The following is a 14,973-nucleotide window of genomic DNA, read 5'->3' on the forward strand; positions in this document are numbered from 1 at the left end:
ACTCGCGCCACCCTCGCGCCAGTCATCTGGCTGTCATGCCCCGAACGCGGGGCGCTTCATTACCAGCCGAGCAACGCCCCGGCGGCTGAAATCAACGCCAGTCCAGCCGTTTCCGTGCGCAGCACCCGCGGGCCGAACCTGACGGCCTGAACGCCCGCTTCGCGCGCCTGGGCCAATTCCTTGTCCGACCAGCCGCCCTCGGGGCCGACCAGCAGCGTCAGTGACGCCAGGCCGGGCGTGGCGCCGAGCAGGCCGGCCAGGTCGGTGTCGGCCTCCGGGTGGCACAGCAGGCGCAGGCCATCGGCGGGCTGCGCCAGCCAGTCGGCCAGCGCCACGGGCGCGTCGACCGCCATCAGGCGGTTGCGGCCGCATTGTTCGGCGGCCGACTGGGCGATGCGCTGCCAGTGGGCCACCCGTTTTTCGAGCCGCGGGCCGGCCAGTTGCAGCACGCTGCGCTGCGCGGCGATCGGGCTGACCCGGGCGGCGCCCAGTTCCACGGCTTTTTCCACCACCCAATCCATCTTGTCGCCGGCGGGCAGGCCCTGCACCAGCGTGATGCGGCCGGCCAGCTCGGCTTCGCGCGGATCGAACGCGCCCAACTGGGCGAAACCGGCCTTGCCCTCGATTTCCAGCACCGCCGGGTATTCGCCGCCCTGGCCGTTGAACAGCGCCACGGTTTCCCCCGCGCGCAGCCGCAACACCCGGATGGCGTGGTGCGCCAGGGCCTCCGGCAGGGCGATGCGGGCGCCGGCGGACAGGGGAGCGTCGCAGAAGAAGCGGGGAGCGGGCATGGGTGATGCGGTAATGGACGAACGGCGGACGTGGGGCCGGGCACAGACCCGGGGCGCGGCACCGGGCGGCGGCCCGGAGACTCAGGGGCGGGCCGGTGGCCCGGTCACCTGAGCGCGTAGCCTACCACCTTGATGCCCCAGTCGATCAGGTTGGGGGCGCTGGACGCCAGTTGCAGCGTCAGCAGGGTCAGGAAGCCGACCGTCATTTTCTTGTCCAGGCGCAGGAGGTCGTGGCGCACCTCGGCCAGGTCTTCGTGGGTGGCGAAGCGCTTGAGTTCCTCGCGGGTGGGCAGTTGCGCGACGACTTCGACGAGTTTGTCGAATTGGTCCTGGGCGGCGCGCCTGGCGATGTCGCGTTCGAGTTCAGCCCTTTCGCGGGCGTAGTCGACGCGTGACAGGGCATAGGCGTGGAGTTCGGCGCGGGCCTCGTCCTGCGAGCGCTTGAGCAGATCGGCCTCGCCCTGCAGGCGGGCTTGTTCCAGCGCCTGCGCCACCGCGATGGCGCGTTCCTCGCCCAGCGCGTTGCGCAAGGCCAGGATGCCGGCGGCGGGAATGGTGAAGCTCAACATGGCAATCATGATACGGATTCCAACAAGGGGCTGTGTCAAGCCATCATGAATGTCGGACCAGCCCGCCGCAATTGTGGCAACTACGCCGTGACATTGCGGTCTCCCCCCGGGGGGCGCCACGATTTCCCCCAGGAGCATCGTCCATCTGGCGGACCCCGCCGCCTGTCGCCGGACGGGTCATCCCCAGGTGTTAAAATCGTCTGCTTCGCAACCTACTCAACTGGCCCCCATTTCCTGCGTGGGCGCGCCAGCCTCAAAGAGCCTTCCGAATGAGCAATCCGACCGCCCCTAAACTTGCCTTGGCGGATGCCATCCGCGCCCTCGCGATGGATGCCGTGCAACAAGCGAACTCCGGGCACCCGGGTGCTCCCATGGGCATGGCGGAAATCGCCCAGGCCCTCTGGATCGGCAACCTGCGCCACAACCCCAAGGATCCCGCCTGGGCCAACCGCGACCGCTTCGTGCTGTCCAACGGCCACGGCTCGATGCTGATCTACGCGCTGCTGCACCTGACCGGCTACGACCTGCCGATCGAAGAACTGAAGAATTTCCGCCAGCTGTATTCGAAGACGCCGGGCCACCCCGAAGTGGGCATCACCCCGGGCGTGGAAACCACCACCGGCCCGCTGGGCCAGGGCCTGGGCAACGCCGTCGGCATGGCGCTGGCCGAAGCGCTGCTGGCCGCCGAGTTCAACAAGCCCGGCCACACCATCGTCGACCACCACACCTACGCCTTCACCGGCGACGGCTGCCTGATGGAAGGCATCTCGCACGAGGTGTGCTCGCTGGCCGGCACGCTCAAGCTGTCCAAGCTGGTGGTGCTGTATGACGACAACGGCATCTCGATCGACGGCCACGTCGAGCACTGGTTCGCCGACGATACCGCCAAGCGCTTCGAAGGCTACGGCTGGAACGTCATCCGCGGCATCGACGGCCACGACGCCGCCGCCGTGGACGCCGCCATCAAGGCCGCCCGCGCGCAATCGGAAAAGCCGACGCTGATCGTCTGCCGCACCGTCATCGGCAAGGGTTCGCCCAACATGGCCGGCACTCACAACGTGCACGGCGCCCCGCTGGGCAAGGACGAGATCGCCGCCACCCGCGCCGCGCTGGGCTGGTCGGCCGAGCCGTTCCAGATCCCGCAGGACATCTACGACGGCTGGGACGGCCGCAAGACCGGCGCCGCCGCGCAGGCCGAATGGCAGTCGGCGTTCAACGCCTATGCCGCCGAATTCCCGGCCGAGGCCGCCGAGTTCACCCGCCGCATGAAGGGCGAGCTGCCCGCCGGCTACGCCGAACAGTTCCAGGCGTTCCTGAACGCCACGCTGGAAAAGGCCGAGACCGTCGCCACCCGCAAGGCCTCGCAGTTCGCGATCACGGCGCTGGCCGCCGCGCTGCCGGAAATGCTGGGCGGCTCGGCCGACCTGACCGGATCCAACTTCACCGACTGGAAGGGCGTCGCCGCCGTCCGCGCCGGCGACAAGGGCATCCAGTTCGGCCGCCACATCAACTACGGCGTGCGCGAATTCGGCATGGCCGCCATCATGAACGGCGTGGCGCTGCACGGCGGCTACCTGCCGTTCGGCGGCACCTTCCTGACGTTCTCCGACTACTCGCGCAACGCCATCCGCATGGCCGCGCTGATGAAGCAGCGCGTGGTGCACGTGTTCACGCACGACTCCATCGGCCTGGGCGAAGACGGCCCGACCCACCAGTCGATCGAGCACGCCTCCAGCCTGCGCCTGATCCCCAATCTGTCGCTCTGGCGCCCCTGCGACACGGCCGAAACCGCCGTGGCCTGGAACGTCGCCGTGACGCGTCCGGCCAGCATCGGCATGGACGTGCATGACGGCGGCCCGACGGCCCTGCTGCTGTCGCGCCAGAACCTGCCGTTCGTGCCGCGCGACGCCGCCACCGTGGACGCCATCGCCCGCGGCGGCTACGTGCTGCGCGACGCCGACGGCGCCCGCGCCGTGATCATCGCCACCGGTTCCGAAGTCGCCATCGCCCTGGACGCGCAAGCCCAGCTGGCCAAGGACGGCATCGCGGTGCGCGTGGTGTCCATGCCGAGCACCGACGTGTTCGACAAGCAGGACGCCGCCTGGAAGCAATCGGTGCTGCCCAAGGGTCTGCCGCGCGTGGCCGTCGAGGCCGGCGTGACCGCCTTCTGGCACAAGTACGTGGGCCTGGAAGGCGCCGTGGTCGGCATCGACCGCTACGGCGAATCGGCCCCCGCGGGCGCGCTGTTCAAGTTCTTCGGGCTGACCGCCGACAAGGTGGCCGAGACCGTCAAGCAAGTTCTGTAAAAAAGGAGCCTAGTCATGACCATTCGCGTCGCCATCAACGGTTACGGTCGCATCGGCCGCAACATCCTGCGTGCCCACTATGAAGGTGGCAAGAAGCACGATATCGAAATCGTCGCCATCAACGACCTGGGCGATCCCAAGACCAACGCCCACCTGACCCGCTACGACACCGCCCACGGCAAGTTCCCGGGCACCGTCGAAGTCGACGGCGAGTTCATGGTCGTCAACGGCGACAAGATCCGCGTGCTGGCCAACCGCAACCCGGCCGAACTGCCGTGGGGCGAGCTGAAGGTCGACGTGGTGCTGGAATGCACGGGCTTCTTCACGACCAAGGAAAAGGCCGGCGCGCACATCAAGGGCGGCGCCAAGAAGGTCATCATCTCGGCCCCCGGCGGCAAGGACGTTGACGCCACCGTCGTCTACGGCGTCAACCACGGCGTGCTGAAGTCGACCGACACCGTCATCTCGAACGCGTCGTGCACCACCAACTGCCTGGCCCCGCTGGTCAAGCCGCTGAACGACAAGCTGGGCCTGGAAAACGGCCTGATGACGACCGTCCACGCCTACACCAACGACCAGGTCCTGACCGACGTCTACCACGAAGACCTGCGCCGCGCCCGTTCGGCCACCATGAGCATGATCCCGACCAAGACCGGCGCCGCCGCCGCGGTCGGCCTGGTGCTGCCGGAACTGAACGGCAAGCTGGACGGCTACGCCATCCGCGTCCCGACCATCAACGTGTCGATCGTCGACCTGTCCTTCGTGGCCAAGCGCGACACGACCGTCGAGGAAGTGAACAGCATCCTGAAGGCCGCCTCGGAAGGCGAGCTCAAGGGCATCCTGGACTACAACACCGAACCCCTGGTCTCGGTGGACTACAACCACAACCCGGCCTCCAGCACCGTCGACGCGTCGCTGACCAAGGTCTCGGGCCGCCTGGTCAAGGTTTCGTCCTGGTACGACAACGAGTGGGGCTTCTCGAACCGCATGCTCGACACCACCGTCGCGCTGATGTCGGCCAAGTAAGCATCGCTGTCGAACCGAAGGGGACGAACAGGTTTTCCGCCACGGCGGAAAGCGGGTTCGTCCCCTTTGTTCGCCAACTCTAGGGAAAGCAAAGCATATGTCCAAGGTCAATACCCTGTCCGCGCTGGCCAAGGCCGGCGCCCTGTCCGGCAAGCGCGTGTTCATCCGCGCCGATCTGAACGTGCCGTTCGATGACGCCGGCCGCATTTCCGAAGACACCCGCATCCGCGCCTCGGTGCCCGGCATCCGCCTGGCGCTGGACGCCGGCGCCGCGGTGATGGTCACCTCGCACCTGGGCCGTCCGAAAGAGGGCGAACTGACCGAGGCCGATTCGCTGGCCAAGGTCGGCCAGCGCCTGTCCGAACTGCTGGGCATGCCGGTGCCGCTGGTGCAGAACTGGGTCGACGGCGTCAAGGTCGAGCCGGGCCTGGTGGTGCTGCTGGAAAACTGCCGCGTCAACGTCGGCGAGAAGAAGGACGACGAGGCGCTGTCGCGCAAGATGGCGGCGCTGTGCGACGTCTACGTCAACGACGCCTTCGGCACGGCGCACCGCGCCGAGGCCACCACGCACGGCATCGCGCGCTTCGCGCCGGTGGCCTGCGCCGGCCCGCTGCTGGAAGCCGAGCTGGACGCGCTGGGCCGCGCGCTGCATGAGCCCAAGCGCCCGCTGGTGGCGATCGTCGGCGGTTCCAAGGTGTCGACCAAGCTGTCGATCCTGCAATCGCTGGCCGACAAGGTCGACCAGCTGGTGGTCGGTGGCGGCATCGCCAACACCTTCATGCTGGCGGCCGGACTGTCGATCGGCAAGTCGCTGGCCGAGCCGGACCAGGTGGACCAGGCGCGCGCCGTGATCGAACTGATGAAGCAGCGCGGCGCGGATGTGCCGATCCCGGTGGACGTGGTGTGCGCCAAGGCGTTCGGCGCGGACGCCGAGGCCACCGTGAAGGCGGCCGATGAGGTCGCCGCCGACGACATGATCCTGGACATCGGCCCGCAGACCGCGCAGCAGCTGGCCGAGATCCTGAAGCAGGCCGGCACCATCGTCTGGAACGGCCCGGTGGGCGTGTTCGAGTTCGACCAGTTCGCCAATGGCACCAAGGTGGTGGCGCAGGCGATCGCGGATTCCGAGGGTTTCTCGATCGCGGGCGGCGGCGACACGCTGGCGGCGATCGCCAAGTACGGCATCGGCGAGCAGGTCGGCTACATCTCGACCGGCGGCGGCGCGTTCCTGGAGTTCCTGGAAGGCAAGACGCTGCCGGCGGTGGCCGTGCTGGAAGAGCGGGCCAAGTAAGTCGCTGGCCTGGCTCGATGAAAAGCCGCTCCCTTGGGAGCGGTTTTTTCTTTTTGGGGGGCTTCGTTTGTCCGGGGCGACTGGGGTGTTCGTAGGTCGCCCTGGACGCGGGCGGGCTTGGGGGCGAGCGCCCACGATTGCGGTCCGGAGCGTTCGCTCCGGACTGCCCCTTCGTCATCCTCGTTGCCGCCTGCGGCGGCTGCCTACGGATTCCCTCGGGCGCATCGAGGTTGCTCGCCCCCAAGCCCGCCCGCGCCCAGGGCTGCGAGCGTCTCGGTGCGTGGCGCTGCGGGATCCAGGGCTTCTGGAGAAGAATGGGGGGCCCGCCCGGATCGGCCGCGCGGGCGGCCGATCCGGGCATACATGGTGTGCTGCATTGGGAAGTGAGCGCTACGCGCGGGTGGCGATACTTTTCTTGAGTGCTGGCGGATCAATGCTGCGATTGCGCTACGGAGGGCGGAGTGTCTGGCGTGGCGCAGGCGCCGGCCTACTCCATCTTCGCGCCCGACAGCTTGACGATGCCGGCGTAGCGGTCGATCTCGGCGCGCATGAAATCGCCGAAGGCGGCGGGCGTCTGGCCCGCGGGGACGATGGCGCCCATGGATTCCATGCGCTGGCGCATGGCGGGGTCGGCGGTGATGGCGTTGATGTCGCGGTTCAGGCGCGCCACGATGTCGTCGGGCGTGCCGGCCGGGGCGACGATGCCGTACCAGGCGGAGGCATGCATGTCGCTGACGCCGGCCTCGGCGAAGGTGGGCACGTTCGGCAGGGCGGGCAGGCGCTGGCGCGAGGCGACGGCGAGGGCGCGCAGGGCGCCGGCCTGGACCTGGGCCAGCGAGCCGGTGTCGATCATCATGTCGACCTGGCCCGCAAGCAGGTCGGAGACCGCGGGGCCGCTGCCTTTGTAGGGGATGTGCAGGATGTCGACACCGGTGCGGGCCTTGAACATGGCGCCCGCCAGGTGCTGGGACGAGCCGACGCCGCCCGAGCCGTAGTTGAGCTTGCCGGGCGCGGCCTTGGCGGCGTCTACCAGTTGCTGCACGGACTGGTAGGGCGACTGCTTGGGCACTTCGAGGATGTTGGGGATCTCGGCGACGAAGGCGACGGGCGTGAAGTCCTTGACCGGGTCGAAGCCCAGGCGCGCATACAGGTGCGGGTTGGCGGCGTTGGTCGAGCTGGTGGCGACCAGCAGGGTGTAGCCGTCGGGTTTCTCGCGCACGAAGGCGGCGGTGCCGATGTTGCCGCCGGCGCCGGCCTTGTTGTCGACGATGACGGTCTGGCCCAGGCGTTCGGTCAGGCGTTGCGCGAGCATGCGGCCCAGGGCGTCGGTGGCGCCGCCAGGGGGCCACGGCACCACCAGCTTGATGGGGCGGTCGGGGTAGGCCTGGGCCTGCGACAGGGTGGGGGCGACGGCGAGCGCGGCCAGGGCGAGCGCGCTCGCGGCGCGGCGCAGGAATGCGTGGGGCATGGAGTCTCCTGGTGCGCGGTCCGGCAAGCGGCCGCGCTGTGTTGTCCGAGGGCCGCGTGGGCGGCGCCGGGGGCGGCTTGGGGCCGCGTTTGTTGTGTCCAGGACTCTACGCAATCCGCCACTTGATAAAAAGGGATAAATATTTAAGGAATTCCATTCCTTTTGGGAATGATCGGTCTCGTCCAGACGCCCTGGCGGGGCGGCTTGATTTGCCATCGGTTTTGGGGACGCAGACTGGTGTAGGCTTGGCGCTCGTCCGCGCCCCGCGGTTTCCTCCCCCCGTTTCCTCCGCTTCGCCGCTCCATGAATCTACGATTTCTTCCTGGCCTGAACAATTTCCGGGGGATCACCCGGGAGTCCGCCGGCCGCGATATCGCCGCGGGGTTGAGCGTGGCCGCGGTGGCGCTGCCGGTGGGGCTGGCCTATGCGGCGATGATGGGAGTGCCGCCGGTGGCGGGGCTGTGGGCGGCGATCGCCGGCATGCTGGGCTACGCGCTGTTCGGCTCCTCGCGCACGCTGATCGTGGGGCCGGACACGGCCACCTGCACGCTGATCGCGGCGACGCTGACGGGCATGGCGCTGACCACGCCCGAGGACCGCCTGGTGGCCGCCACCGGTATCGCGCTGACGGTCGGGGTGGGCTGCCTGATCGCGCGGCTGCTGCGGCTGGGCGTGCTGGCCAACCTGCTGTCGCGGCCGGTGCTGATCGGCTACATGGCGGGCGTGGCGGTGACGCTGGCGTTGTCGCAACTGAGCGGCCTGACCGGCGTGGGGCTGCGCAACAGCGGGCTGGTGCATCCGTTCCTGGAACTGTCGCGGCGGGTATCGGAGATCCGCATTCCGACGCTGTGCCTGGGGCTGGCGTCGTGCCTGCTGCTGGTGGCGATCAAGCGCTGGCGGCCGACCTGGCCGGGGCCGATCATGCTGGTGGTGGGCGCCTGCCTGCTGTCGTGGCTGTTCGATTTTCCCAATCTCGGCATCGCGGTGGTGGGCGAGGTGCCCGCGGGCCTGCCGGCGCTGCGCCTGCCGGTGCGGCTCGAAGGCGTGGACAACATCCTGCTGGGCGCGGCCGGCGTGCTGGTGGTGAGTTTTTCCAGTGGCATCGTGACGGCGCGCAGCTTTGCCGCGCGCACCGGGGAGCACGTGGATCCGAACCGCGAGCTGGTCGGCTTCGGCGCGGCCAACGTGGCGGCGGGGCTGTTCCAGGGGTTCGTGGTGACCGGGGCCGATTCGCGCACTGCGGTGGGACTGGCGGCGGGCGGCTCGTCGCCACTGGTCGGCGTCAGCGCGGCGGTGGCGCTGGCGGTGGTGGTGGGCCTGCTGAGCGCGCCGCTGTATTGGCTGCCGCAGGCGGTGCTGTCGGCGATCCTGCTGCTGGCGGCCGCCAGCCTGTTCGACGGCCAGGCCTTCATGCGGCTGGCGCGGATTTCGCGCATCGAGCTGGCCTTCGGCATCCTCGCCGCGGTCGGCGTGGTGGGCTTCGGCGTGCTGCAGGGCGTGGCGGTGTCGGTCGGCGCCACGCTGCTGTACGCCATGTACGTGTCCGGCAATCCGCGCGACGCGCTGCTGGGCCGGCTGCCGGGCGAATCGGTGCTGGGCAAGATGCACTTGAACCCGCAGGCGCAGCCGGTGCCGGGCACGGTGATCTGGCTGTTCGAGTCGTCGGTGTGGTTCTTCAACGCCGATGCATTCCGGCGCCGCGCCCGCGAGATCATCGAGCAGGCCGGCGACGTCACCTGGTTCGTGCTGGACGCCGAGGCCATGACGCAGGCCGACGCCGACGCCATCGAAGCCTTGTACGAGTTGCGGCGCGAGCTGCGCGACCGCGGCATGGTGCTGCTGGTGGCGGGAGGACACGGCCAGTTCCGCATGGCGCTGGAGCGCTCGGGCCTGGCCGAGCGCATCGGCCGCGACAAGATCTTCCCCAGCCCCGAGCAGGCGGTCGAGGCCATCGAGCGCTGGCGCCAGGGGCCGGCGCCGGCCACGCTGTCCTGAGCATCCTGGCGGGCGGCGCCGTCGCCGCGTCGTCAGGTCATGCCGATCCGGGCAAGCGACCGGGCCGCGTGCGGCCCTCAGTCGATGATGTGATAACCGCCGTCGATGTACAGCGTCTGCCCGGTCATGCGGCGGGCGGCGTCGGTGGCGAGCCAGGCGGTGGCTTCGCCGACGTCATCGATCGACACCAGGCTGCGCGCCGGCGCCTTGGCCTGGGCGCGGTCGAGCAGCGCGTCGAATTCGGCGATGCCCGAGGCCGCGCGGGTCTTGAGCGGACCGGGTGAAATGGCGTGCACGCGGATGCCCTGCGGGCCGAGTTCGGCCGCCAGGTAGCGGGTGGCCGATTCCAGCGCGGCCTTCACCGGGCCCATCATGTTGTAGTGCTCGACCACCATCTGCGAGCCGTAGTAGCTCATGCAGAACAGCGCGCCGCCGCCGGGCATGAGCGGTTCGGCCAGCTTGGCCATGCGGATGAACGACCAGCACGACACGTCCATCGCCGTCAGGAAGCCTGCGCGCGAGCAGTCGGTGACGCGGCCATGCAGGTCGTCGCGCGGGGCGAAGGCGATGGAGTGCAGCACGAAGTCCAGGCCGCCCCATTCGGCGGTGATGCGTTCGAACACGGCTTCCAGCTCGCCCTCGCGCAGCAGGTCCAGCGGCATCAGCAGCGATGCGTCCACCTGGCGCGCCAGCGGCTCGACGTGCGGGCGCGCCTTGTCGTTCAGGTAGGTCACCGCCAGTTCCGCGCCCATGGCGCGGAACGCCTTGGCGCAACCCCAGGCGATGGAATCGGCGTTGGCGATGCCGGTGACCAGGCCGCGCTTGCCGGCAAGAGGCAGGGCGGCGTTCATCGTTGCTTCACCAGGGCCAGGGTGTGCTGGGCGATGATCAGCTCTTCATTGGTGCGCACCACGTACACGCCGATGCGGCTGTCGTCGCTGGAAATGCGCGGCCCGTGATGCGCGTTGCGCTCGGGGTCGAGCTTGATGCCGAGCCAGCCCCAATGCTCGCTGATGGCCTGGCGGATCTCGGCCGAGTTCTCGCCGACGCCGGCCGTGAAGACGATGCCGTCGATGCCGTTCATGGCGCAGCCCAGGCCGATCATGCCCTCGGCCACGCGCCAGGCGAAGTACTTGAGCGCCAGCTTGGCCGACGGCGCGTCGCTGGCCAGCAGTTCGCGCATGTCGTTGCTGATGCCGGACAGGCCCTTCATGCCGCAGTCGTGGTACAGCACGTGCTCGATGTCGTCGTGCGACATGCCCTGTTCCATCATCCACAGCACCACGCCGGCATCCAGGCGGCCCGGCCGCGTGCCCATCGGCAGGCCCTCGAGCGCGGTGAAGCCCATGGTGCTGTCGACGCTCTTGCCCTGGTGCATGGCGCAGGCCGACACGCCCGACCCCAGGTGCGCGGCGATGATCTTGCCCATCGCGATCTCGGGCAGCGCCTGGCGCAGCCGCTGCGCGATGTACTCGTACGACAGGCCGTGGAAGCCATAGCGCCGCACGCCTTGTTGGTACAGATGCTCGGGCAGGGCGTAGCGGTCGGCCACGTCCGAATGGCTGCGATGGAAGGCGGTGTCGAAGCACGCCACCTGCGGAATCCACGGACGGCGCTCGCGGATCACGCGGATCGGCGCCAGGTTGTTGGGCTGGTGCAGCGGCGCCAGCGGCGTGAAGGTGTCGAGCTTGGCCAGGATGGCGTCGTCGATCAGCACCGGTTCGGACAGGTCGGGGCCGCCATGCACCACGCGGTGGCCCACGGCCAGCGGCGCGCCGCCCAGGTGGCCGCTGAGCCAGGTGCCGACCACTTCCTGGCCGTTGGGCACGTCGGGCGCGTGGCTGGGCGCGATGTCGCGCTCCACCAGCGTCTGGCCGGCGGCGTCGCGCACCCGCAGGCGCGGATGGCTGGTGCCGATGCCTTCGAGCTGGCCGCCCAGGCGCGGCGCCAGGGCCTGCTTGTCGTCGATGTCGTACAGGTAGAACTTGATGCTGGAACTGCCGGCGTTGATGACGAGAATGGTGTCGGACATGGAGTCGATCGCCTCTTGATGCAACGGACAAGGCGGGGCCGCGGCCCCGCCGCTTCAGGCCAGCGGACGCGCCTGCTGCGTGGCCAGGTGGTGCGCATAGATCGCCGCCACCGCGCACGACGCCAGGCGCGAGCGCGGGCTGTCGGCGCGGCTGGTCAGGATGATCGGCACGCGCGCGCCCAGCACGATGCCGGCGGCCTCGGCATTGGCCAGGAACGTCAGGTTCTTGGCCAGCATGTTGCCGGCCTCCAGGTCGGGCACCACCAGCACTTGCGCCACGCCCGCCACCAGCGAGCGGATGCCCTTGATGCGGGCGGCGTCGGGGCTGATGGCGTTGTCCAGCGCCAGCGGGCCGTCGAGCACGCCGCCTGCGATCTGGCCGCGGTCGGCCATCTTGCACAGCGCGGCGGCCTCGATGGTGCTGGGGATGCTGGGCGTGACCTGCTCCACCGCCGACAGGATCGCCACGCGCGGCTCGCCCAGGCCCAGGCCATGGTGCAGGTCGATCACGTTGCGGATGATGTCGGCCTTGGTTTCCAGGTCGGGGAAGATGTTGATGGCCGCGTCGGTGATGAATAGCGGCTCGGCGTAGGTCGGCACTTCCATGATGAAGACATGGCTGATGCGCCGGCCGCTGCGCAGGCCGGTGGCGCGCGCCACCACTTCATGCATCAGCTCGTCGGTGTGCAGGCTGCCCTTCATCAGCAGCGAGGCCTCGCCGCCGCGCACCAGGGCCACGGCGGTCTCGGCCGCGGCATGGCTGTGCGGCGCGTCGACGATGCGGGCGTCGCCCAGGTTCAGCTTGTACTGCGCGGCGGTGTCGCGGATCTTGAGTTCCGGCCCCACCAGGATGGGACGCAGCAGCCCGAGGTCACGCGCTTCCAGCGCGGCCGACAGCGACGGCTCGTCGCAGGGGTGGGCGATGGCGCAGGCCGCGGGCGCCAGGGTCTGGGCGCGCGCGATGAGTTTGTCGTAGTGCGTGGAGGTGGGCAGGCTCATTCCGGTTTGGCCTTGGCGGTGGCGGGTTTGCGGACGCGCACGGGCGCGGCTGCTTTCTTGCGGGCGGCGGGCGCCGCGGCTTCGGCCGATGGCGCGGCGCCGCGTTTTGCCGCGGCCGGCTTGCGGCCGGCGGGTTGCGCCGGGGCCGACGGTTCCAGTTTCGCGGCGGCGGCGCGCACCGCCTTGCGCGCGGTCGGCGCCGGTTCGTCCTTCTGCGCGCGGCGCGCGGCGGCCTCGAAGAACTGTTCCATCTCGGCCAGGCTGGCGCGCGCGGCCGGGCTCAGCGGCTCGGCCGCTTCCAGCACATGCTTCATGGTCTCCAGCGCCTCGCGGATGGCGGCCGGCGACGAGCCTTCCAGCAGCTTGGGCATGGTCTGCAGCACGGCGGCCGAGTCCAGCCGCATCATCATGGCCTGGTCGCGGGTGATGTCCTTGAATTCCTGCAGCGTCATGGCGTTGCCGGCCTCGGCGCGCATCTTGCGGATCAGCGCAAAGCTGCGCTCGTCCAGGCCGCCCTCGGCGCCGGCCACGTACAGCAGCATGCGGATGGCCGCCACGCGCAGTCCGCCTTCCTGCAGCAGCGAACGCAGTTCGGCGGCGCGTTCTTCCATGAAGCGGCGGTGTTCCGGCGACACGCCGGGGTGGCGCCGCGGTTGGCTGTCCTTGCCGCCCAGGCCGGCCAGGTCCTGCACCAGCGGCGAGCCGTAGACGCCCATGAAGGTGCGCTCGTCGGCCGAGTCGCGCAGTTCCTGGAAGATGTTCAGGCTGGTCTCGATCAGCTTCGAGAACATTTCCTGCGCCTGCAGGAACGGGTTGTCGGCGGACACCGGCTGGCGCTGCTCGCGCACCTGCTCGGCCACTTGGGCGATGGGCGCGATCAGCGGGTTGCGGTCGGACACCAGCTCATAGGGCAGGCGCAGCGGATGCAGGCGCTGGCTCCATTCGGCCGACTGCGGCGTCACCAGGGCGCGCACCCAGGGCTGCACGAAGCTGCGGTACATGCCCAGGTTGATGTCGGAAATGCGGGCCACTGCGGCAAAGCGCAGGTCGTCGTCTTCCTTGCGCTCGACGATGGCGCGCACGTCGTCCATGCGGCGCTGCTCGAACGACAGCACGTAGTTGCCGTAGGCCAGGTCGGCGTTGGGCGTGTCGGGCGTCTTGTCGGCGATCTCGGCCTGGTAGATGCCCGGCGGCAGCACATCGATCATGTCGATGTTGGAGGTGAATTCCTGGTGTTCCTTGCGCGCCACGCTGCCGGACACGAAGATGCCCAGGTGGCCGATGCTTTCATGCACCGCGTAGACGATGGTCTGGTCGTGCGCCAGCACCTCGGCGTCGTCCTGGTACAGGTCGGGGATCCAGCCCAGCGCCTGCGGCGGCGGGGTGATGTTGTCGCCCTTGGAGCAGAACACCACGATCGGCGAGCGGATGTTGCGCAGGTCGATGCGGATGCCGTCGGACGTGACCAGCCCGGCGGTGGAAAGGCGGTTGCCGACGAACAGGTTGTCGACGATGTACTGGATTTCCGGCCCGTTCAGGAAGACGTGGCCGCCCCACCATTTCTCGAAGCTCAGGTAGCGTCCGGCCTCGGTGTCGACCTTGGAATACAGGTTGTACTGCTTGGACCAGAGCGTGTTGGCGGGGTTGAGGTTCTCGAAGTTCTGCACCAGCCAGGCGCCATCGAACTTGCCGTCGCCCAGGTCGCTGGTCAGGGCGGTGAGCCAGCTGCCGCCAAGCAGGCCGCCGGCGTAGCGCATCGGATTCATGCCGCGCCAGCCGGCCCAGTAGGACAGCGGCGCGCCGGCGATGATGATGGGGCCGAACAGCTCGGGGCGCACGGCGGCGGTCATCATGATCTGCCAGCCGGCCTGGCAATTGGCCACCACCACCGGCTTGCCCTCGGCGTCGGGATGGCGCGCGATGATCTCTTCCAGGAAGTGGGCCTCGGCCATCATCACGTCTTCGACGGTCTGGGTTGGCACCGGCTGCGGCAGGAAGGTGGCGAAATAGCAGGGATGGCCGGCGCGCACCGCCACGCCGATCTCGCTCTCGGGCTTGAAGCCGCCGATGCCGGGGCCGTGGCCGGCGCGCGGATCGACCACCAGGAAGGGGCGCTTGATCGGGTCGACCGTCACGCCTTCGGGCGGCTTGATGCGCAGCAGGCCGTAGTTGACCGGGCGCGGCAGCTCGCGGCCGTCCAGCACCAGTTCGTACTCCATGCTGAGCACGTTGGGCGCCCGCTTGGCCATGTGGTCGTGGTACTGGTTGCCGCGCTGGCGCATTACGTCGGCGAACAGGACGCCGCGCTGCCAGGCGTCCACGGCATATTCATAGGCGGCCGTCCAGGGATTGAAGGACGGGGCGGGGACGCGATCGTTGCCGGATCCGGCCATGGCGATCTCCTATAGGTAGCAACCGGCAGCGGGTGCTACCGGACCGGTTCCTCAAGTGGAACCAGCTGACTTGACCCCCCCATTACACCTGAATGGATGTTGC

At 69.2% G+C, this 14,973-nt stretch carries 11 protein-coding genes; 4 read left to right on the forward strand and 7 right to left on the reverse strand.

The window, feature by feature from the left end; genetic code table 11:
* Window positions 1-59: 59 nt before the first annotated feature.
* Window positions 60-791, reverse strand: coding sequence for a 16S rRNA (uracil(1498)-N(3))-methyltransferase (locus tag AC1HFW_RS27625; RefSeq protein WP_238892120.1), 732 nt, complete (start codon window positions 789-791; stop codon window positions 60-62).
* Window positions 792-895: 104 nt separating this feature from the next.
* A complete protein-coding gene (locus AC1HFW_RS27630) occupies window positions 896-1,369 on the reverse strand; it encodes a hypothetical protein (protein WP_116521353.1) in 474 nt (157 codons plus the stop codon).
* Window positions 1,370-1,629: 260 nt separating this feature from the next.
* Between AC1HFW_RS27630 and tkt the strand changes: the two genes are divergently transcribed.
* The 3 genes from tkt to AC1HFW_RS27645 all read left to right on the forward strand — a co-directional run bounded on the left by tkt (window position 1,630) and on the right by AC1HFW_RS27645 (window position 5,983).
* Window positions 1,630-3,666, forward strand: a complete 2,037-nt coding sequence (gene tkt / locus AC1HFW_RS27635) for a transketolase (RefSeq protein ID WP_479285920.1) — start codon at window positions 1,630-1,632, stop codon at window positions 3,664-3,666.
* A 15-nt stretch (window positions 3,667-3,681) separates the two neighbouring features.
* Window positions 3,682-4,692: a type I glyceraldehyde-3-phosphate dehydrogenase gene (gene gap / locus AC1HFW_RS27640; protein WP_006390861.1), complete on the forward strand. Its 1,011-nt coding sequence runs from the start codon at window positions 3,682-3,684 to the stop codon at window positions 4,690-4,692.
* Window positions 4,693-4,789: 97 nt separating this feature from the next.
* The gene (locus AC1HFW_RS27645) at window positions 4,790-5,983 is read left to right on the forward strand and encodes a phosphoglycerate kinase (RefSeq protein ID WP_006390860.1); all 1,194 of its coding nucleotides are present in this window, start codon (window positions 4,790-4,792) and stop codon (window positions 5,981-5,983) included.
* A 487-nt stretch (window positions 5,984-6,470) separates the two neighbouring features.
* Here the strand turns inward: AC1HFW_RS27645 and AC1HFW_RS27650 are convergent, their stop codons facing one another.
* Window positions 6,471-7,451: a Bug family tripartite tricarboxylate transporter substrate binding protein gene (locus tag AC1HFW_RS27650; RefSeq protein ID WP_116520303.1), complete on the reverse strand. Its 981-nt coding sequence runs from the start codon at window positions 7,449-7,451 to the stop codon at window positions 6,471-6,473.
* Window positions 7,452-7,754: 303 nt separating this feature from the next.
* Here AC1HFW_RS27650 and AC1HFW_RS27655 point away from each other — a divergent pair, with 303 nt between their 5' ends.
* On the forward strand, window positions 7,755-9,446 hold the full coding sequence (locus AC1HFW_RS27655) for a SulP family inorganic anion transporter (protein WP_081105162.1): 1,692 nt from the start codon (window positions 7,755-7,757) through the stop codon (window positions 9,444-9,446).
* 77 nt (window positions 9,447-9,523) lie between these two features.
* Here AC1HFW_RS27655 and fabI read toward each other — a convergent pair whose 3' ends face one another.
* From fabI to AC1HFW_RS27675, 4 genes are read right to left on the reverse strand one after another with little or no spacing between them, the layout of a single operon-like run.
* Window positions 9,524-10,297, reverse strand: a complete 774-nt coding sequence (gene fabI, locus AC1HFW_RS27660; protein ID WP_061073617.1) for an enoyl-ACP reductase FabI — start codon at window positions 10,295-10,297, stop codon at window positions 9,524-9,526.
* Entirely contained in the window at window positions 10,294-11,478 is a 1,185-nt protein-coding gene (locus AC1HFW_RS27665; protein ID WP_116520301.1) for an acetate/propionate family kinase, read from the reverse strand. The genes fabI and AC1HFW_RS27665 overlap by 4 nt, the downstream gene beginning before the upstream one ends.
* A gap of 54 nt (window positions 11,479-11,532) precedes the next feature.
* The gene (locus AC1HFW_RS27670; protein ID WP_006390855.1) at window positions 11,533-12,477 is read right to left on the reverse strand and encodes a phosphate acetyltransferase; all 945 of its coding nucleotides are present in this window, start codon (window positions 12,475-12,477) and stop codon (window positions 11,533-11,535) included.
* The gene (locus tag AC1HFW_RS27675) at window positions 12,474-14,870 is read right to left on the reverse strand and encodes a DUF3141 domain-containing protein (protein ID WP_479285925.1); all 2,397 of its coding nucleotides are present in this window, start codon (window positions 14,868-14,870) and stop codon (window positions 12,474-12,476) included. Before AC1HFW_RS27675 ends, AC1HFW_RS27670 begins: the two co-directional genes overlap by 4 nt.
* Between the last annotated feature and the right edge of the window lie 103 nt (window positions 14,871-14,973).

The organism is Achromobacter sp. ISS7 (assembly GCF_056523125.1).